The sequence below is a fragment of the Stappia sp. ES.058 genome, assembly GCF_900105595.1.
Taxonomy (GTDB): domain Bacteria; phylum Pseudomonadota; class Alphaproteobacteria; order Rhizobiales; family Stappiaceae; genus Stappia.
Genome location: NZ_LT629784.1, coordinates 4,099,798 through 4,117,574, shown reverse-complemented (window position 1 = coordinate 4,117,574; position 17,777 = coordinate 4,099,798). Strand labels below are relative to the sequence as shown.

Below are 17,777 nucleotides of genomic sequence, written 5' to 3'. Positions count from 1 at the left end.
CCCTTCTCAGATCTCGATCCGACGGCCGGCGCTGTCGAAGACCAGCGCCTTCGACATGTCGGCGTAAAGCCGTTGATCGGTTCCGACCTCAAACGGATGAATGCCGTGAGACTGGGAGACCCAGGTCTCTCCCTGCACTGTGAAGTGAATAACGCTTTCCGAGCCCGACAATTCCGTGACGAGCACATGACCGTCGACGGCAACCGGATTGTCGATGTTCGGCGTTGGCGCCACGTGATGCGGGCGGATACCAAGCGTATATTCTCCGTCCGCCAGGGCAGCGAAGGGGCCGGACGCGGGAAATTCGCTCGCTCCGCCGAAGCGGAAGACGTCACCCGCCTTCACCACGGGCGCGATGTTGATCGGCGGTTCGGAAAACACCTGCGCGCTGACCAGATCGCGCGGTTTTCGATAGACGTCGGCGGTCGGTCCGAATTGCGTCACCCGGCCTTCAGAAAGGCATGCCGTCTGCCCGCCGAACAGCAAGGCCTCGACAGGCTCGGTGGTGGCATAGACGACGATACAGTCACGATCGGCGAACAGGCGGGGCAACTCGTCCCGCAGTTCCTCGCGCAACTTGAAATCAAGATTGGCGAGCGGCTCATCGAGCAGCACGAGGTCCGCATCCTTGACGAGGGCGCGGGCCATGGCCGTTCGCTGCTGCTGCCCGCCGGAGAGCTCGGAAGGGCGGCGCGACAGCATCGGCGAAAGCTTGAGCAACTCGGCCATGGTACCGACCCGCCGCTTGACTTCCGCCTCGTCGATCTTTGCCACCCGCAGGGGCGAGGCGATGTTCTCATAGACGCTCATGTTCGGGTAATTGATGAACTGCTGATAGACCATCGACACGTTGCGTCGGCGCACGGACACGCCGGTCACGTCCCGTCCGCCGAACCAGACCGTGCCGGAGGTCGGGCGTTCCAGACCGGCCATCAGCTTCATCATCGTCGTCTTGCCGGCAAGCGTGGTGCCGAGCAGGATGTTGAAGCTTCCCGGCTCAAAGACGAGCTCGGTCGGATGGATATGAATATCGGCGCCTGCCCGCAGACCGACGCCCCTCAGTTCAAGGGACATGATTGCCGCCTCTAGCAATAGATCGAATGAGGGTGTCCGGAAGTTCGCGGCCCGCAGTCCGCATCCGCCCGTTCGGCGGGGTCGCGCCTGGATCACCGGCCGCGGAAGGGCGGTCCGGGGCTTGCCCCGGACCGCCGGATCGTCAGACCGGGATCACTTCTCGGCCCAGCGCTGCACGAGGTCGTCGTAATTGACGGTCTCGCCCTGCGGCTTTTCGTTGTCCAGCTTCGCCTTGGCGCCGCCCTTGCCAATCCACTCGGACGGATCCTTGGGCTCGTTGAGACGCGGACCGCAGCCACCGTAGGTGCTGTTGGCCTCATCCGCACGCTGCATGCGGGCCATGATGGTGTCCATCTCGCCAGCGAGACGGTCCATGGCTTCCTGCGGCGTGAAGGCCCCGGAGTTGACGTCGCCAATCTGCTGCCACCAAAGCTGGGCCAGCTTGGGATAGTCCGGCACGTTGACGCCGGTCGGGGTCCACATTTCGCGGTCCGGCGAACGGTAGAACTCGACGACACCGCCAAGGGCCGGCGCACGCTCGGTAAAGCTCTCATGCCGCACTGTGCTGTCGCGGGCAAAGGTCAGACCAACGTGGCTTTTCTTCACGTCGACGGTCTTGGAGCTGACGAACTGTGCGTAGAGCCATGCGGCCTTGGCACGCTCGGCCGGCGTGGACTTCAAGATGGTCCAAGAGCCGACATCCTGATAGCCGACCTTCTGGCCTTCCTGCCAGTAGGGGCCGTGCGGGCTCGGAGCGGCGCGCCACAACGGCATGCCATCCTCGTCCACGGTGTTGTTGCCTTCCGACTGCGGCTTGACCATGTCGGCGAGAAACGCGGTGTACCAGAAGATCTGCTGGGCCACGTTGCCCTGGCTGAGCGCCGGGAGCGACTGGTAGAAGTCATAGTCGGCGGCACCCGGAGGCGCATATTTGCGCAGCCATTCATCCCACTTGCGGATGGCATAGACGGAGGCCGGACCGTTCGTCGCGCCACCGCGGGCAACCGATGCGCCGGAGGGATTGCACGAGCCTTCCTCCATGCGGATGCCCCATTCGTCGATCGGGCGCCCGTTGGGAAGCCCGGTCGAGCCGGCGCCCGCCATGGACAGCCACGCATCGGTCATGCGCCAGCCGAGATCGGGAGCGCGCTTGCCATAATCCATATGGCCGTAGACGCGCACGCCGTCGATCTCCTTGACATCTTCGGAGAAGAATTCGGCGATATCCTCATAGGCCGACCAGTTAACCGGCACGCCGAGGTCGTAGCCGTACTTTTCCTTGAAGGCGGTTTTCAGATCCTCACGCTCGAACCAGTCCTTGCGGAACCAGTAGAGGTTCGCAAACTGCTGGTCCGGCAACTGGTACAGATCGCCATCCGGGCCGGTCGTGAAACTGAGACCCATGAAATCGTCGAGGTCGAGCGTCGGCGACGTGACATCCTTGCCCTCACCTGCCATCCAGTCCGTCAGGTTGACGGCCTGCTGCAGGCGTGAATGCGTACCGATGAGATCGGAATCGTTCACATAGGCATCATACAGATTTCGGTTGGTCTGCATCTGCGTCTGAACGGCCTGCACCACTTCACCTTCGCCGAGGATCTGATGGTTGACCTTGATACCGGTGATCTCCTCGAACGCCTGAGCCAGCGTCTTGGATTCGTAGACGTGGGTCGGAATGCCTTCCGACAGCACGTTGATCTCGAGGCCAGCATAGGGCTTGGCCGCATTGATGAACCATTCCATTTCCGCCATCTGCTGATCTTTCGTCAGCGCCGACGGCTGGAATTCGCTATCAATCCACTTCTTCGCCTCCTCGGGTCCGGCGAACGCCGACCCCGAACCCGCGATAAGCGCGGCAGCAGCAACAGCTGCCAGCATCTTGTGTCGCATTTGGTTTCCTCCCTTGCGAAACTGCGGCTTGACTATCAAACGAAAAAAAGTGAACGTCAACCCGAAAACTCACTTGCCATTTTTTGCGTCCTGGGCTCAAATTTTGGCATAATTGGTCGGTTGATGCCTTATAAGAACCGCTGCATGCAAGGCTTTGCTGCAATGCGAAAGAAAACGAAAGGCAACTGAATGGATCCGGTTTCGCCCCGCCAGTCCGAAATCCTGGACCGAGCGCGCCGCTCCGGCCGGGTCGACGTCGACGGTCTTGCGGATGAGTTCGACGTGACGCCCCAGACGATCCGCAAGGATCTGAACGAGTTGTGCGAACGCGGCATGCTGCAGCGCGTCCATGGCGGCGCGGTTCTGCCCTCGGGGATCGCAAACTACGCGTATGACGCGCGCCGCCAGCTTGCCTCCGACGCCAAGCAGCTCATCGGCAAGCGGGCCGCCGCCCTCATTCCCGACAATGCCTCGATCATGCTGAACATCGGCACGACGACCGAACAGGTGGCCCGGGCCCTGCGCCAGCACGACGGCATCATGGCGATCACCAACAACATCAATGTCGCCAACATCCTGCGATCGGCGCCCGAGGTGGAGGTGATCATAGCCGGCGGACAGGTGCGCTCGTCCGACGGCGGCATCGTCGGCGAGGCGACGGTCGATTTCATCCGCCAGTTCAAGGTCGACTACGCGGTCATCGGCGCTTCGGCAATCGATGCGGACGGAACCATCTTCGACTACGACTTTCGGGAAGTGCGGGTTGCAAAGGAGATCCTCAGCCACGCCCGCCAGACGCTGCTTGTCGCCGACGCGATGAAGTTCACGCGCAGCGCGCCCGTTCGCATCGCCCATCTGTCGCAGATCGACATCTTTGTAACGGACACCGCACCGCCTGACAGCGTGGTGAAAATCTGCCGCGACCATGACGTGCGCATTGAAATTGCCGGCGACGGGATCTCGAACGCCTCCGCGTTCAATCCCGGAATTTCCGCCGGCCAGGAACAGGAAGGGGCGTGATGGCGTCGCAAGCGCAACACACCGACTACGACCTGCTGGTCGTCGGCGGAGGCATCAACGGATGCGGCGTCGCCCGGGACGCCGCCGGGCGCGGGTATTCCGTCTGCCTTGCGGAGATGAACGACCTCGCCAGCGGCACCTCGTCCTGGTCAACCAAACTCATCCACGGCGGTCTGCGCTATCTTGAATTCTACGAGTTCCGGTTGGTGCGCGAGGCGTTGAGCGAGCGCGAGCTCCTGTGGTCCATCGCACCGCATATCATCCGCCCGCTGCGCTTCGTCCTGCCGCACTCCAAGGGTCTGCGTCCGCGCTGGCTGCTTCGGCTCGGACTGTTTCTCTATGACCACCTGGGCGGCCGCAAGCTTTTGCCGGCCACACGCACGCTCGATCTGCGCAAGGATCCGGCCGGCGACCCGTTGAAGCCCGGATTCTCGACCGCCTTCGAATATTCCGACTGCTGGGTCGACGACGCCCGGCTGGTGGCGCTCAATGCCCGCGACGCCGCAGACAGGGGTGCGCAAATCAACACGCGCACCCAGGTCGTGGCGGCACGCCGTGAGGGCGGGGTCTGGCATGCAACGCTGCGCGACACCGATACGGACGCAACCCGCGACGTCACCGCGCGGCTGATGGTGAATGCCGCCGGCCCCTGGGTCGACCGTCTTCTGGAAAGCGCGCTGAAGCGAAACGATGCGCGCAACGTGCGTCTCGTGCAGGGCAGCCACATCGTCGTGCGCAAACTGTTCGATCACGACCGCGCCTATATCTTCCAGAACGCGGACGGGCGCATCGTCTTCGCCATACCCTATGAACAGGATTTCACGCTGATCGGAACCACCGACCGCGATTACGAAGGCGATCCCGCGAATGTCGCTGCAACGGAAGAGGAGATCCTCTATCTGGCCGCGGCAGCGAGCGAATATTTCAAGGTCCCGATCGAGCGCGACGATGTCGTGTGGACCTATTCAGGCGTACGGCCCCTGTTCGATGACGGCGCCTCCAAGGCGCAGGAAGCGACGCGCGATTACGTCCTCAAGCTCGACACGGGCGCAGGCGGCGCGGAGCACGCACCGCTGGTGAACATCTTCGGCGGCAAAATCACCACCTATCGCAGGCTCGCACTTTCGGTCCTGGAACAGGTGGAAAATGTACTGGGGGCCGTCGGCAAGCCCTGGACGCGAGGCGCCACCCTGCCCGGCGGGGACTTTCCCACGACCGGGTTCGAGGCCCTCGTCGGCGATCTGCAAGACGCCTATCCGGCCCTCCCGCCGAAGCTTGTGCATCGGCTGGTGCGCAACTACGGCACGCGCGCGCGCACCATCCTCGAAGGCGCGACGACGCCCGATGATCTCGGACGGAATTTCGGAGCCGACCTCCACGCGCGGGAAGTTGCCTATCTGATGGATCAGGAATGGGCACGCAGTGCCGAGGACGTGCTGTGGCGGCGCTCCAAACTCGGACTGCATCTGTCGCAGGACCAGGCCGATGCCCTTGGCCAATGGATGCGGGACCGCTATAGCGGGGAAACATCCTCCCGCGACACCCGTCGGGCGTGATCTCCTCGCGCCGGGTGACGTTTGTCGCACCATGGCACGAGGCACTTCATGGCCGGCTCTCTTCAAGGCATCCGCGTTCTGGATCTGACGAATGTGCTCTCGGGTCCGTTCTGTTGCCATCAGTTGGCGCATTTCGGAGCCGAGGTGATCAAGATCGAGCGACCGGGCAAGGGCGACCTCGCCCGGCAGCTCGGCGCGGATCCGGCGCTCAATGCCGCTAATATGGGCGTTTCCTTTCTTGCGCAGAATGCCGGCAAGAAGAGCGTGACGCTCAACCTCAAATCCGAGGCCGGCGTTGCGCTGTTCAAAAAACTCGTCGCGACCGCCGATGTGGTGGTGGAAAACTTCCGCCCCGGTGTGATGGACCGCCTCGGCGTCGGCTTTGAAACGCTCAAGTCCCTCAACCCGCGCCTCGTCTATTGCGCGATCTCCGGCTTTGGACAGGACGGGCCGATGCACGAGATGCCGGCCTACGACCAGATCGTCCAGGGTCTTTCCGGTGTGATGTCGGTGACGGGCGACAAAGACAGCGCACCCTTGCGGGTGGGTTATCCGGTCGCCGACACCATCGGCGGCCTGACGGCGGCCTTCGCGATCTCGGCCAGCCTGGCAGGCCCCCGCGAAGTGCCGGTTTTTCTCGATGTATCGATGCTGGAGGCGACGCTTGCCACCATGGGGTGGGTCGTGTCGAACTGGCTGATCGCCGGGCAGGCGCCGGCAGCCCATGGCAACGAAAACACCACCTCGGCCCCTTCCGGCGCTTTCGAGGCCCGCGACGGCGCACTCAACATAGCCGCCAACAAGGACGAACAATGGGAAACGCTTTGCGCGGTGCTTGGGAGGCCCGACCTTTTTGCCGATACCGACTATGCGACGCGCGAATTGCGCAAGGCCAACCGCTTCGCGCTCAAGGCTGAACTCGAGAAGAGCCTGTCCGTTCGCGATGCGGCCGACTGGGTGGCGCTGTTCAGCGCGAAGGGTATTCCCTCTGGCGAAATTCTCTCCGTGCCCGACGCGCTCGACCATCCACAGGTATCGGATCGCGGCATGATTGCAGACCATGACGATGTCCCAGGCGTCGGACGCGCCATCAAGACGGTGCGCACCGGCATCAAGGTGAATGGCGCGGCGCCCTCGGTGGACACGCCACCACCGGTGCTTGGACGCGACAACGACGACATTTACGGTGCGCTCGGACTGGATGCCGAGGATCTTCGATCCCTAGAGCAGGAGGGCGCCATATGAACGACCGAAGCACCGACCCTGTCGCCGACTGGTGGCGCACGTCGATCATCGACATGGAGCCCGGGCGCATCGCCTTTCGCGGCCTCCCGGTGGAGGACCTGATCGGGGCGCTGAGTTTTCCGCAGATGATCTGGCATCTGGTGATGGGCACACCGCTCGACGCCGCGCGCGCCCGACTGTTCGAGGCAGCCCTCGTCGCAGCTGTCGATCACGGCCCGCAGGCGCCCTCAATTGCCGCCGCGCGCATGGCGGCGACCTGCGGTGTCGGTCTGAACAACGCGATTGCCACGGGCGTCAACATGCTCGGCGACGTGCATGGCGGCGCGGGCGAACAGGCGGTCGCGCTCTATCGCGACATCGCCGAGCGACACGAGGGAGGCAGCCCGCTCAACGAGGCCACGCGCGACGGGCTCATCGCCTTTCGCGCGGCGCACGGCCGGTTCATCCCGGGCTTCGGTCACCGCTTCCACAAACCGGTCGACCCGCGCGCGCCCCGCCTGCTTGCGCTTGTTGACCAGGCAGCGGCCGAAGGCGCGGTCGCAGGCACATACGCGGCCATCGGGCGGGAAATCGATGCGGCGCTTGCCTGCGAGAAAGGCAAGCCCGTGCCGATGAACATCGATGGCGCCACCGCAGTGATCTACGCTGAACTCGGCTGCCCGGCGCCGCTTGCGCGCGGGTTTTTCTGCCTGTCGCGCTCCGTCGGCATTCTGGCACATTCCTGGGAGCAGATGGAGCAGGGCGGACGCAACAAGGGGCCGACGCCCCCCGGGCACCGCTGGACCTACGACGGCCCGAGCGGGACCTCCTGACCCTCGTCGCCGAAACCGATCATTGAAAAAGCACGTCTTCCGGGGAAAACAGGATGCGGACCCTCAACCCCACGGCGCCCGGCATCGCGTCGGGGTCCGTCGGCGTCAATTCGACATGCGCGCCCATCAACCGGGAGATCTCGTCGACAATCGCAAGTCCCAACCCGGCGCCCTGAGGTCCGTTTTCCGATGTCAGGCGCTCGAACCGCTTGAGCGCACGGGAGCGGTCCCGCACCGAAATGCCCGGACCGTCGTCCTCGACCTCGAGATAGACTTTCCCGTCTCCACCGCACCCGACCCGAACCGTCGCTGAGCGATCACGCCCCGCATAGGCAATGGCGTTCTCGATCAGATTGCGCAGGAGTTCGGCAAAAAGCATCCGCTGGCCGCGCACAAGCGGACGCGCGTTCCCGTCCGCGGCAAGCGTCACTTCGAAGCCGAGGTCGAGACCGGCCCGCGCCGCAGCGGGTTCCAATTCGGCCGTCACCGTGCGGGCGAGCCTGCAAAGATCGAACTCCTCCAGCCTCAGCCGGTCGGCGGAGGCCTCGTCGACGCGCGCCAGCAGCAGGAGCTGCGCGAGGGTTCGCTCGCTCTGGGCAACGGCCGCGTCAGCGACATCGAGTGCCGCCGTCATTTCTTCCGGATCCCGCGCGCGGCGGGCAAGCTCGATCTGGGTGCGAATGATGGCAAGCGGTGTACGGATCTGGTGCGAGGCATTGCCGGTGAACCGGCGCAGCGCAGCCAGCGCCCCCGCCAGCCGTTCCATGAACCCGTTGATCGCCCCGACCAGCCGGTCCACCTCGCGCGGAACCGCATGACGGATCGGGCGCAGGTCGTCCGGGGTTCGCCTGTCGATGGCCTCTTCCAGCCGCGCGAGCGGTCGAAGTGCGCGGCGCACGCCAAAGAACACTATCGTCGCGGCGATGAGGATCAACAGGGTCTGGCGCGCGGCGGATCGCAAGAGAATATCCTCGGCCAGGGCCCGGCGCGCCGTTGTCGTCTCCGCAACAGCGACGCGGTATCCGACCGACCGGTTGCCCGTGGACGCCGCCCCGGTGAGAATGACCATACGGATCGGATCCCCGCGAAAGACCGCATCGGCGAAACGCGGCTGGCGCGCCACCTGCGGCGCCTCCCCGGTAGGGGGTACCGGAAGCTGCCGGTAGCCGGTGACGAACGTGCCCGGCGGCCCCTCCACCCGATAAAACACCCGGTCCTCGGCTGCACTCGTCAGCATCTCCAGAGCGACATAGGGCACATCGACCTCGATCTCGCCATCGCGGTTGACCGCCACCCTCTCGGCAATCGCCAGCGCCGACCCCGTCAGCACCCGGTCGAGCACATCATTCGCCGTTTCGCGCGCTTCGCGATAGGTATCGACGAGACCGATGGCCGCCAGAAGGCTGAAGGGGACAAGGAGCCACAACAGCAGCCGCGCCGACAGGGACCGCAGGGCCGGGCGTCCCGGCAATCGCCGCAAGGAGTCCATGACCTCAGGCGGTTTCGAGCGCATAGCCGAGCCCCCGGGCCGTGCGAATGCGCAAGCCGTGCGGCTCAAGGCGCTTGCGCAAGCGCGACACATATTGCTCGACCGCGTTTTCCGACAGGTCGGCATCGAAGGCCGTCAGCCGCTCGGCGATGTGCTGCTTGGACACCACCCGCTCGCTGCGTCCGATCAGGATCTGGAGAACATTCAGCTCCCGCGCGGTGAGGTCGAGCGCCACGCCATCCACCAGCGCCTGGCGTGCATCGAGATCGAAGACCAGAGGACCGCACTCCAGCCGGCCGCCACGTGCGCCGGCGTGACGACGCAGCACGGCGCGAATGCGCGCCTCGAGTTCAGGAAACTCGAACGGTTTGGTCATGTAATCATCGGCACCGTAGTCCAGCCCGCGAATGCGCTCGTCCAGCGCGCCACGTGCGGTCAGAACAAGCACCGCCGTCGGAATCCCCTGCGCGCGGATGCCGCGCAGGACCTCAAGGCCGTCGCCGTCGGGAAGGGAGAGGTCGAGAACGACAAGATCGAACCCGCCGGCCGCGAGTGCGGTCTCCGCGCCTTCGCGATCGTGCACCGCGTCCACCACGTAGCCGGCATCGCGCAGCATCCTGCCGAGTCCGTCCGCCAGTGTCTTGTTGTCTTCAACAATCAGAATCCGCACGCAGCCTCCCCGCTTCGGCCCGCAGCGCCCGAGACGCCGGCGGCGAGTTTAACCGCAGCAGCATCCTTGCAGGCAAATCATCTGGCACGGCATTTTGCCCGCGTGCTTGTATGTCCGCGACATCTGCAGCAATACTCGTTTCCATGTTGGGAAGGTTTTTGCTCCTGCTCGCGGTGTTTTGCCTGACCGTGCCCCCCGCGGCCGGCGCCGACGGTCCATCCCTCAGTCTGGATCCGATTTCTCCCTCGCCCGACGCGCGCGTTCTCACGATCTATTCCTCACTCGACTCAAAGATGGCGCTGCCACTGCTCGCAGCCTTCCAGGCAGAGCGACCGTCGATCGGCATCGATTTCCATGAGATGCAGACCCAGGACATCTACGCCCGCATCATCTCGGAAACGGACAGGGCCGAAACAACAGCCGATCTCGCCTTCTCCTCCGCAATGGACCTTCAGGTGAAACTCGCCAATGACGGCTATGCGCAAGCCGTTCGCCTGCCCGCCGCCGAGGCAATCCCAACCTGGGCACAATGGCGCCACTCGGTCTATGGCGTCACCTTCGAACCGGCGGTCATCCTCTACCACAAGCCGTCGTTCGCGCTGCGCACTCCGCCACGCACACGTGTCGACCTTGCACGCTATCTCAAGGAACACGAAGCACAGGTCTATGGCCGCGTCGGCACATATGATGTCGAACGCGCGGGGCTCGGCCTGTTTTTTCTCGCCCGCGACGGCGAACACAATCGCGGGATCTGGGACCTGTTCAGCGCCCTTGGGGCGGCAGGCGTGAAGCTCTATTCCAACTCCTCCGCCATCGTGGAGCGGGTGGCCGACGGCCGCTTCGTGCTCGGCTACAACATCCTGGGATCCTATGCGAACGCATGGGCACGCACGGCCCCCGACCTCGGCATCGTGCTGCCGGAAGACTATACGGTGGTGATGTCGCGCATCGGTCTCGTGCCACGCGCTGCGTCCTCCCCCGATCTCGGGGCGGCCTTTCTCGACTTCCTGCTGTCGCGCGCCGGGCAAACGATCCTGTCGCGCGATGTCGGCCTGCCCGCCCTTCACCCGGATCTTGACGGCCCGAACACCGCGACCGGCATGCGTGACCTATACGGGGCCCGGCTGCGGCCAATCCCCGTTGGACCGGCGCTCGTGGTGTATCTCGATCAGGTCAAGCGCCAGCGCCTGATCGATCGCTGGAACCACGCCTTGCGCATGCAGTAGTTGCGTGCGCTGCAAAAATGTTATTGCGCCGCAGCGACAGCTTCGCGTCAGACAAATGTGCCATGGTCACTTTGCGATTGCCGCTGCGGCATCGCGCACGCGCCGCGGACGGGACGGGAGGAACCAGCCCGGCCACGGCGCGACACACTCGCAATGACAGGACATCATCGCCATCAGCGGGCCGACATCCGGCGCGCCAGCGATGACGGGAGGACAACACATGACAACTTCCACCAGGCGCGGCCTCGTTGCCGCGGTTGCGGCCCTTGGCCTTGCTTTCGGCGCAAGCGCGACGCAGGCTGCCGACATCGAATCCATCCACTTCCTGGTTCCCGGCGGCGCCGGCGGCGGCTGGGACGGCACGGCGCGCGGGACGGGCGAGGCACTGACCAAGGCCGGCATCGTCGGCCAGGCCTCCTATGAGAACATGTCCGGCGGCGGCGGCGGCAAGGCAATCGCCCATCTCATCGAGATTTCCGATAGCGCCGACGACACGCTCATGGTGAATTCCACGCCGATCGTCATTCGGTCGCTGCAAAAGGTCTTTCCGCAGTCCTTCCGCGATTTGACGCCGATCGCCGGCACCATCGGCGACTATGCGGCGCTTGTCGTGAACACCGACAGCGACATTCAGGATTTTGGCCAGCTTGCCAGTGCCTTCAAGGACGATCCGACCAAGGTGTCCATCGGTGGCGGCTCCGTGGCCGGCGGGATGGACCATATCGTCGTCGCGATGGTGATGAAGGCTGCGGGCGGAGTCCCGACCGACGTGAAATACGTTCCCTATGACGCAGGCGGCAAGGCTATGGCCGGCCTTCTCTCCGGTGAGATCCAGGCCCTCTCAACCGGCTTCGGCGAAGCGATCGAGCTGGCGAAGCAGGATCAGGTGCGCATCCTCTGCGTGACCGCCGCAGATCGACTTGACGCGGCTCCGGATGTTCCGACCTGTGCGGAAGCGGGCGCCGATGACGTTGAGTTTGTCAATTGGCGCGGGTTTTTCGGTGCTCCAGGCCTGAGCACGGAAAAGCAGCAGGCCTACATCGCCGCGCTGACGAAAATGTATGACACCGAGGAGTGGGAAACCGTCCGGGCACGCAACGGCTGGGTGAACATTTACAACCCGGGCGAGGATTTCTCGGCCTTCCTCGAAAAGCAGGAAAAGGAAATCGGAAGCCTCATGAAGGAACTCGGCTTCCTTTGATCGCCTGACGATCCAAGGGCGCGAACCCCGGTTCGCGCCCTTGGTGCATGCGCATATTGCGTTCCAACATTCCAACCACCGGTGCATCCGAGATGTTAACACGCGACCGTATCGGCGCGCTTCTGCTGCTCGCCTTTTCTCTCGGCTATGGCGCGATGAGCTTTCGCATCCCGCTGCTGCCCTTCCAGACCAATCAGGCCTTTACCGCCCGTACGATCCCCGAAGCGCTCGCCGTACTGGGAATTCTTCTCTCGCTGGCGCTGCTGCTAAAGCCCCTGAGCCCGGCCGAGCGCGAGGCCGACACGGCCTGGCGCACGTCCATGCGAAAGGTGCTCGGGCGGTTTAGCGACGGCAGCTTCCCACTCGGCAAGGTCGCGGCTTTGTGCATCCTGATGACGATTTACGGGCTGACCGTGCGTCCGCTGGGCTTCCTCGTCTCGACGACCATCCTTTTGTCGGGAAGCATGCTTGTCCTCGGCGAGCGGCGCTACCTGATGATCGCCCTGACCTCGGTCGGCGTCGTCGTGTTCTTCTGGACGCTGATGACCCAGTTCCTGGACGTCTACATCGCACCACTGCCAGGATTCCTCGGGACAGGGAGATAATCCATGCTCGACGGCATTCTCACCGGTTTCAACACCGCGATATCGCCCCTCAACATCCTGATGGTGGCGGTCGGCTGTTTTGCCGGCACCTTCATCGGCATGCTGCCCGGTCTCGGCCCGATTTCGGCCATCGCACTGATGATCCCGATCACCTACGGGTTCGACCCCGCCACCGGCCTCATCCTGATGGCCGGCGTCTACTACGGCGCCGTCTTCGGCGGGTCGACCTCCTCGATCCTAATCAACGCGCCGGGGATCGCCGGCACGGTCGCAACGGCCTTCGACGGCTATCCCATGGCCAAGAAAGGCCAGGCCGGAAAGGCGCTGGCGATCGCCGCCTACTCGTCCTTCTCCGGCGGCACCATCGCTGCGATCTTCCTTTTGATCGCGGCGCCCTCGCTCGCGGTCGTCTCGCTCGCCTTCCAGTCGACAGACTATTTCGCACTGATGGTGCTGGGTCTCACCGCCGTCGCTGCCTTTGCAGGACGTGGCAACGTCATAAAAGCGCTTTTGATGACCATCTTCGGCCTGATGCTGTCCACAGTCGGAACCGACGAGACGCAGGGAATCCAGCGCTTCACCTTCGGCATGCTCGATCTGATCGACGGCATTTCCTTCCTGCTTCTTGCGATGGCGACCTTCGCGCTCTCCGAGGCGCTGATGTCGGTGCTGAAACCGCGCACGGCGCAAGAGGCCGCTCGCGAGAAAGACGCCAATGCCAATCTCGGCTCGATGAAGCTCTCCCGCGAGGAGGTCAAGGAGATGGTGCCTGTGATCGGACGTTCGTCGGTGCTGGGCTTCCTCGTCGGCGTGCTGCCCGGCGCAGGCGCAACGATCGCGTCCTTCCTCGCCTACGGCATGGAACAAAGGCTCGCCGGCCCGATCAAGGGCAAGCTCTTCGGCAAAGGCTCTGTGCGCGGGCTCGCTGCGCCCGAGACGGCGAACAACGCCGCCTCCTCCGGCTCCTTCGTGCCGCTTTTGACGCTTGGCATTCCAGGATCGGGCACGACAGCGATCATGCTTGGCGCGCTGCTCTCCTATGGCATCCAGCCCGGCCCGCGGCTGTTTGAGGAAAACCCGGAGGTGTTCTGGTCGGTGATCATCTCCATGTACATCGGCAACGTCATCCTTCTGATCCTCAATCTGCCGCTGATCCCCTATATCGCGCGGGTGCTGGCGTTGCCGCACACGGTGCTGGTGCCGATGATCCTGTTCTTCTCGCTGATCGGGGTCTATTTCGTCTCCTTCAACACCTTCGACATCCAGCTGATGGTGATCTTCGCCGTGGGCGCGCTGGTGCTGCGACTGCTCGACATGCCGATGGCGCCGATGCTTCTCGGCTTCATCCTCGGCGGGATGATGGAGGAGAACCTGCGCAGGGCGCTGATCATCAACAACGACAGCTGGGCCTTCCTCTGGACCCGTCCGCTGACGTTCTGGATCCTCCTGATCGCCATATTGGTTCTGATCGTTCCGATGGTCTCGCCACTCATCGCGCGCACCCTGGCCCGGCGGCGGGAAGGAGCCGGCGAGGGCGGCTGAACCGAATAGCGCCCCTCTTCCGAAAGCAGAAAGGCGCGCCCGCAGGAAGCGGGTGCGCCTTCTTCTCCCGGCCCGCTCTCGTCCGGAACCAAACCCCGGCGAAAGCAAGCCCACCCGCCGTCCGGGCGTTTAGCCGGCCTGCCGGATGCCCGACAGGAACGATTCGACATTGCGGCGCAATTGTTCCTCTTCCTGCTGAAGTGTCTTCGCGTCATTCCTGATGCGAAGCGCAACCGAGCCCGTAAGCTTCGCCGCTTCGGATACGCCCGCGATGTTGCGGGAAACATCCTGGGTTCCGGCGGTCGCTTCCTGAACGTTCATTGCGATCTCGGTGGTCGCCTCTCCCTGCTGGCCGACGCTGGCGGCAATATCGCCGGAAATCTGATTGATTTGCTCAATCGTTCTGGAAATTTCCCGGATCGCGTCGACGGCGCCGCTGGTCTCCGTCTGTACCTGCTGAATCTGGGAGACGATTTCGTCCGTCGCCTTGGAGGTCTGGGTGGCGAGTTCCTTCACCTCTGCGGCAACCACCGCGAACCCTTTTCCAGCCTCACCGGCACGGGCCGCCTCAATGGTCGCGTTCAACGCAAGCAGGTTGGTCTGCTCGGCAATGTCGTTGATGAGCTTGACCACTTCCCCAATTCGATTGGCCGCGACCGAGAGGCCCTCGATCTTCGTGTTGGTCTGCAGCGCTTGAGATACGGCACTTGCCGCGATTTCGGCGGAGTTGCGTACCTGTCGAGAGATCTCGGCGACCGATGCCGAGAGCTCCTCGGCTGCAGCAGCGACCGTTCCGACGTTCGATGACGCTTCCTCCGAAGCGGCTGCGACCGCCGTGCTTTGCACGCTTGTGTTCTCCGCTGCGCCGGTCAATTCACTGGCGGCGCCGTTGAGATTTGCGACGGAAGAGGCAACCGACTGAAGGAGGCGGGCTGCCGAGAAATCAAATTCGGACGTCAGCCGAGCGACCGTCTCCGCCCGCTCGATACGTCGCGCCTGCTCATGTTCCTGCTCGTTTGAAAGCGCCTCGGCCTGCGCCGACTTTTCGCGAAAGACCTCAAGTGCCTTGCCGATACGTCCGATCTCGTCGTTGCGGCTGGCGGTATCAATGTCGATCCGGTAATCCCCGTCGATCAATGCCTGGATGTGGCCCAGGGTACGTTCCACCGGACGGCGGATCACCCTTTGCCCCACAACCAAAAGCGCGAGTGCGACCCCAACCATCAACACCAGTCCAACACCAACGACCCACGCCACGATGGTGTTGGAGGCAACCTGCAGGCTGGACATCGGGACGCTGACCAGAACCGACCACGTCTGGTTCGTCCCTGCGATCTCGGCCGGAATGATCATCCGGTACATATCCTCGTCGAGAGCCGCAGAATAGCCAGTGTAGTCGAGAGATCGAGCCTCACGAATTGCCACTTCCGCTGCGCGTACCTGTTCTGCTGCGCCAGGTTCGAACGCTTGGGAGAAGGGTTTGCCGATCAGCGACGTGTCTGAGTGCGCAATCCAGACCCCATTCTGGGATACAAGCGAAATGGACCCGGAGCCGAGCGGCTTGATGCGCGCAAGTTGTTCGGAGAAGCCGGTGGCGAAAACGTCGATGCCGGCAACACCCATGACTTTCGATCCGAGCATGATCGGCGCTGACATGGATATCCCGATCGCAACTTCATCCCCGACGGGCCAAGTATAGGGCTCGGTCGCGAAATTCTCGCCTGTTCGGTAGGTGTGGTTGAACCACTCCTTGTCCGGCGCATCGGTGATTGCACCGGTCGGGCGGTGTTTGAAGGATCCGTCGGGATTGCGAAAGATGTACGGACGCCACTGACCTGTCTCGTCGTACCAGTCACTCGCATTGGAGAACTCGGCATTGCGACCGTCGAGATCGTCGGTGATCACACCGCCCCAGACGCCGGAGAGCGTGCCGTCACCGCGTATGGTCCGGTCGAGAACCGCCGTCCAGGCGTCACGATCGACCACGCCGGTCTCTTTCAAGGCGGTGAAGGTCGCCGCAAGGCCGCGTGTTGTCGTTAGGGCGGATTCAAGCTGTCGGCGAATTGACTGCGCTTCGCGTTCGCCGATTGCCCGCGCCTCGCCGATCGCAATATCCTTGGCAATGCGGGACGATTGCCAAGCAATCACGGATATCCCGACGACGAGTGTAGAAAACAAGACAAGACTGCTGGTGAGCACGAGCTTTGCCGTGATCGACGCACTTTTCCACATGGTTGTAATCCGCTCAGAAGGTTGAGTACATCGCACCGGATGTATCTGATCGGAAATCACCATGATTCATTATAACAGAGTATAAACAAGCCTCAGCATGTCGCGCCGAATGAACCGAATGTCGTAATTCAAGCAAATTTTATTACTCAAGATTGTAATTATTTTAAAATGCAGGGCGCAGCTGTGTGCCGCGCCCTGCAGCCTCGTGCGGCGCTGGTATCAATTACATCTTGTCGGTCACCACCGTCGTCGTGGCGCCTTCCGGCTCCTTGGTGATCACCGGGTCCGACCCGCCGCTGAGCAACGTCATGACCGTGCGCTGATAGGCTTCCAGATCAAGCACGCCGTCGGAGCCTTCCGTCAGCTTGTTGATCTCGCGGACCATGCGCTTCTGGTGCTTTTCGGTCTGAGCTCCGGTCGCATCGTTTTCCAGAACGATATCGGCCGCCTCGTCGGGGTTCTCGCGGGCATACGCCCAGCCCTTCATCGAGGCGCGCACGAAGCGGGCCATCTTGTCGACAAAGGCCGGATCCTCGAGATTTTCCTCAAGCACATAGAGACCATCCTCCAGCGTCGCGACACCCTGTTCCTCATACTTGAAGACAACCAGTTCGGACTCTGGAATGCCGGCATCGATCACCTGCCAGTACTCGTTGTAGGTCATCGTGGAAATGCAGTCGGCCTGCTTCTGCAGCAGGGGATCGACGTTGAAGCCCTGCTTGAGAACGGTCACACCGTCGTCGCTGCCATCGGTGGGGATACCAAGCTGGCTCATCCACGACAGGAACGGATACTCGTTGCCAAAGAACCAGACACCGAGGGTGCGGCCGCGGAAATCCTCCGGCTTGGTAACACCGGTTTCCTTGAGGCAGGTCAGCATCATGCCAGAGCGGCTGAACGGCTGGGCGATGTTGACGAGCGGCACGCCGCGCTCGCGGCTGGCGAGCGCCGACGGCATCCAGTCGACGACGACATCGGCGCCACCACCGGCAATCACCTGCGGCGGAGCGATATCCGGACCGCCCGGCTTGATCGTGACATCGAGGTCTTCTTCCTCGTAGAAGCCCTTGTCCTGCGCCACATAATAGCCAGCGAACTGGCCCTGCGTGACCCACTTCAACTGCAGCGTGACCTCGTCGGCCGCCTGAGCCGGCCCGAGGACCAGGGCCATCGCGGCCGCGGCTAGCAAAGTCTTTCTCATATCCTACTCCCTCT

14 protein-coding genes are annotated in these 17,777 nt (G+C 63.3%); 8 read left to right on the top strand and 6 right to left on the bottom strand.

Annotated elements, in window-relative coordinates; all coding sequences use genetic code 11:
• Window positions 1-6: 6 nt before the first annotated feature.
• Both BLU32_RS19190 and BLU32_RS19185 read right to left on the bottom strand, forming a co-directional pair.
• Complete coding sequence (locus tag BLU32_RS19190) at window positions 7-1,074, bottom strand: ABC transporter ATP-binding protein (RefSeq protein ID WP_093809625.1); 1,068 nt, start codon at window positions 1,072-1,074, stop codon at window positions 7-9.
• A gap of 153 nt (window positions 1,075-1,227) precedes the next feature.
• On the bottom strand, window positions 1,228-2,964 hold the full coding sequence (locus BLU32_RS19185; protein WP_093809623.1) for an ABC transporter substrate-binding protein: 1,737 nt from the start codon (window positions 2,962-2,964) through the stop codon (window positions 1,228-1,230).
• A 189-nt stretch (window positions 2,965-3,153) separates the two neighbouring features.
• On the opposite strand from BLU32_RS19185, the gene BLU32_RS19180 reads away from it, so the two are divergent.
• Genes BLU32_RS19180 through BLU32_RS19165 form a run of 4 tightly spaced genes read left to right on the top strand, consistent with a single transcriptional unit; the run spans window position 3,154 to window position 7,597 of the window.
• Window positions 3,154-3,984 (top strand): DeoR/GlpR family DNA-binding transcription regulator, encoded by an 831-nt coding sequence (locus BLU32_RS19180; protein ID WP_093809621.1) that lies wholly within the window; start codon window positions 3,154-3,156, stop codon window positions 3,982-3,984.
• On the top strand, window positions 3,984-5,540 hold the full coding sequence (glpD, locus tag BLU32_RS19175; protein ID WP_093809619.1) for a glycerol-3-phosphate dehydrogenase: 1,557 nt from the start codon (window positions 3,984-3,986) through the stop codon (window positions 5,538-5,540). Before BLU32_RS19180 ends, glpD begins: the two co-directional genes overlap by 1 nt.
• Window positions 5,541-5,588: 48 nt before the next feature.
• A complete protein-coding gene (locus tag BLU32_RS19170; RefSeq protein ID WP_093809617.1) occupies window positions 5,589-6,785 on the top strand; it encodes a CaiB/BaiF CoA-transferase family protein in 1,197 nt (398 codons plus the stop codon).
• Window positions 6,782-7,597 (top strand): citryl-CoA lyase, encoded by an 816-nt coding sequence (locus BLU32_RS19165; protein WP_093809615.1) that lies wholly within the window; start codon window positions 6,782-6,784, stop codon window positions 7,595-7,597. The genes BLU32_RS19170 and BLU32_RS19165 overlap by 4 nt, the downstream gene beginning before the upstream one ends.
• A gap of 19 nt (window positions 7,598-7,616) precedes the next feature.
• Here the strand turns inward: BLU32_RS19165 and BLU32_RS19160 are convergent, their stop codons facing one another.
• Entirely contained in the window at window positions 7,617-9,086 is a 1,470-nt protein-coding gene (locus BLU32_RS19160) for a sensor histidine kinase (RefSeq protein WP_172838596.1), read from the bottom strand.
• A 4-nt stretch (window positions 9,087-9,090) separates the two neighbouring features.
• Complete coding sequence (locus tag BLU32_RS19155; RefSeq protein ID WP_093811342.1) at window positions 9,091-9,756, bottom strand: response regulator transcription factor; 666 nt, start codon at window positions 9,754-9,756, stop codon at window positions 9,091-9,093.
• A gap of 143 nt (window positions 9,757-9,899) precedes the next feature.
• On the opposite strand from BLU32_RS19155, the gene BLU32_RS19150 reads away from it, so the two are divergent.
• The 4 genes from BLU32_RS19150 to BLU32_RS19135 all read left to right on the top strand — a co-directional run bounded on the left by BLU32_RS19150 (window position 9,900) and on the right by BLU32_RS19135 (window position 14,330).
• Entirely contained in the window at window positions 9,900-10,982 is a 1,083-nt protein-coding gene (locus BLU32_RS19150) for an ABC transporter substrate-binding protein (RefSeq protein ID WP_093809611.1), read from the top strand.
• Window positions 10,983-11,202: 220 nt separating this feature from the next.
• Window positions 11,203-12,183: a tripartite tricarboxylate transporter substrate binding protein gene (locus BLU32_RS19145; RefSeq protein ID WP_093809609.1), complete on the top strand. Its 981-nt coding sequence runs from the start codon at window positions 11,203-11,205 to the stop codon at window positions 12,181-12,183.
• Window positions 12,184-12,275: 92 nt separating this feature from the next.
• On the top strand, window positions 12,276-12,788 hold the full coding sequence (locus tag BLU32_RS19140) for a tripartite tricarboxylate transporter TctB family protein (protein WP_157727752.1): 513 nt from the start codon (window positions 12,276-12,278) through the stop codon (window positions 12,786-12,788).
• Between the two features lie 3 nt (window positions 12,789-12,791).
• Window positions 12,792-14,330 (top strand): tripartite tricarboxylate transporter permease, encoded by a 1,539-nt coding sequence (locus tag BLU32_RS19135; protein ID WP_093809605.1) that lies wholly within the window; start codon window positions 12,792-12,794, stop codon window positions 14,328-14,330.
• Between the two features lie 129 nt (window positions 14,331-14,459).
• Here BLU32_RS19135 and BLU32_RS19130 read toward each other — a convergent pair whose 3' ends face one another.
• A complete protein-coding gene (locus BLU32_RS19130; protein ID WP_093809603.1) occupies window positions 14,460-16,562 on the bottom strand; it encodes a methyl-accepting chemotaxis protein in 2,103 nt (700 codons plus the stop codon).
• Window positions 16,563-16,785: 223 nt separating this feature from the next.
• Window positions 16,786-17,763, bottom strand: a complete 978-nt coding sequence (locus tag BLU32_RS19125) for an ABC transporter substrate-binding protein (protein WP_093809601.1) — start codon at window positions 17,761-17,763, stop codon at window positions 16,786-16,788.
• Window positions 17,764-17,777: the final 14 nt, after the last annotated feature.

What these genes read in the sequence shown, in the direction of transcription:
- BLU32_RS19190 (WP_093809625.1), bottom strand. Translation starts at nt 1,074, where the DNA reads ATGTCCCTTGAACTGAGGGGCGTCGGTCTGCGGGCAGGCGCCGATATT.
- BLU32_RS19185 (WP_093809623.1), bottom strand. Translation starts at nt 2,964, where the DNA reads ATGCGACACAAGATGCTGGCAGCTGTTGCTGCTGCCGCGCTTATCGCG.
- BLU32_RS19180 (WP_093809621.1), top strand. Translation starts at nt 3,154, where the DNA reads ATGGATCCGGTTTCGCCCCGCCAGTCCGAAATCCTGGACCGAGCGCGC.
- glpD (WP_093809619.1), top strand. Translation starts at nt 3,984, where the DNA reads ATGGCGTCGCAAGCGCAACACACCGACTACGACCTGCTGGTCGTCGGC.
- BLU32_RS19170 (WP_093809617.1), top strand. Translation starts at nt 5,589, where the DNA reads ATGGCCGGCTCTCTTCAAGGCATCCGCGTTCTGGATCTGACGAATGTG.
- BLU32_RS19165 (WP_093809615.1), top strand. Translation starts at nt 6,782, where the DNA reads ATGAACGACCGAAGCACCGACCCTGTCGCCGACTGGTGGCGCACGTCG.
- BLU32_RS19160 (WP_172838596.1), bottom strand. Translation starts at nt 9,086, where the DNA reads ATGGACTCCTTGCGGCGATTGCCGGGACGCCCGGCCCTGCGGTCCCTG.
- BLU32_RS19150 (WP_093809611.1), top strand. Translation starts at nt 9,900, where the DNA reads ATGTTGGGAAGGTTTTTGCTCCTGCTCGCGGTGTTTTGCCTGACCGTG.
- BLU32_RS19145 (WP_093809609.1), top strand. Translation starts at nt 11,203, where the DNA reads ATGACAACTTCCACCAGGCGCGGCCTCGTTGCCGCGGTTGCGGCCCTT.
- BLU32_RS19140 (WP_157727752.1), top strand. Translation starts at nt 12,276, where the DNA reads ATGTTAACACGCGACCGTATCGGCGCGCTTCTGCTGCTCGCCTTTTCT.
- BLU32_RS19135 (WP_093809605.1), top strand. Translation starts at nt 12,792, where the DNA reads ATGCTCGACGGCATTCTCACCGGTTTCAACACCGCGATATCGCCCCTC.
- BLU32_RS19130 (WP_093809603.1), bottom strand. Translation starts at nt 16,562, where the DNA reads ATGTGGAAAAGTGCGTCGATCACGGCAAAGCTCGTGCTCACCAGCAGT.
- BLU32_RS19125 (WP_093809601.1), bottom strand. Translation starts at nt 17,763, where the DNA reads ATGAGAAAGACTTTGCTAGCCGCGGCCGCGATGGCCCTGGTCCTCGGG.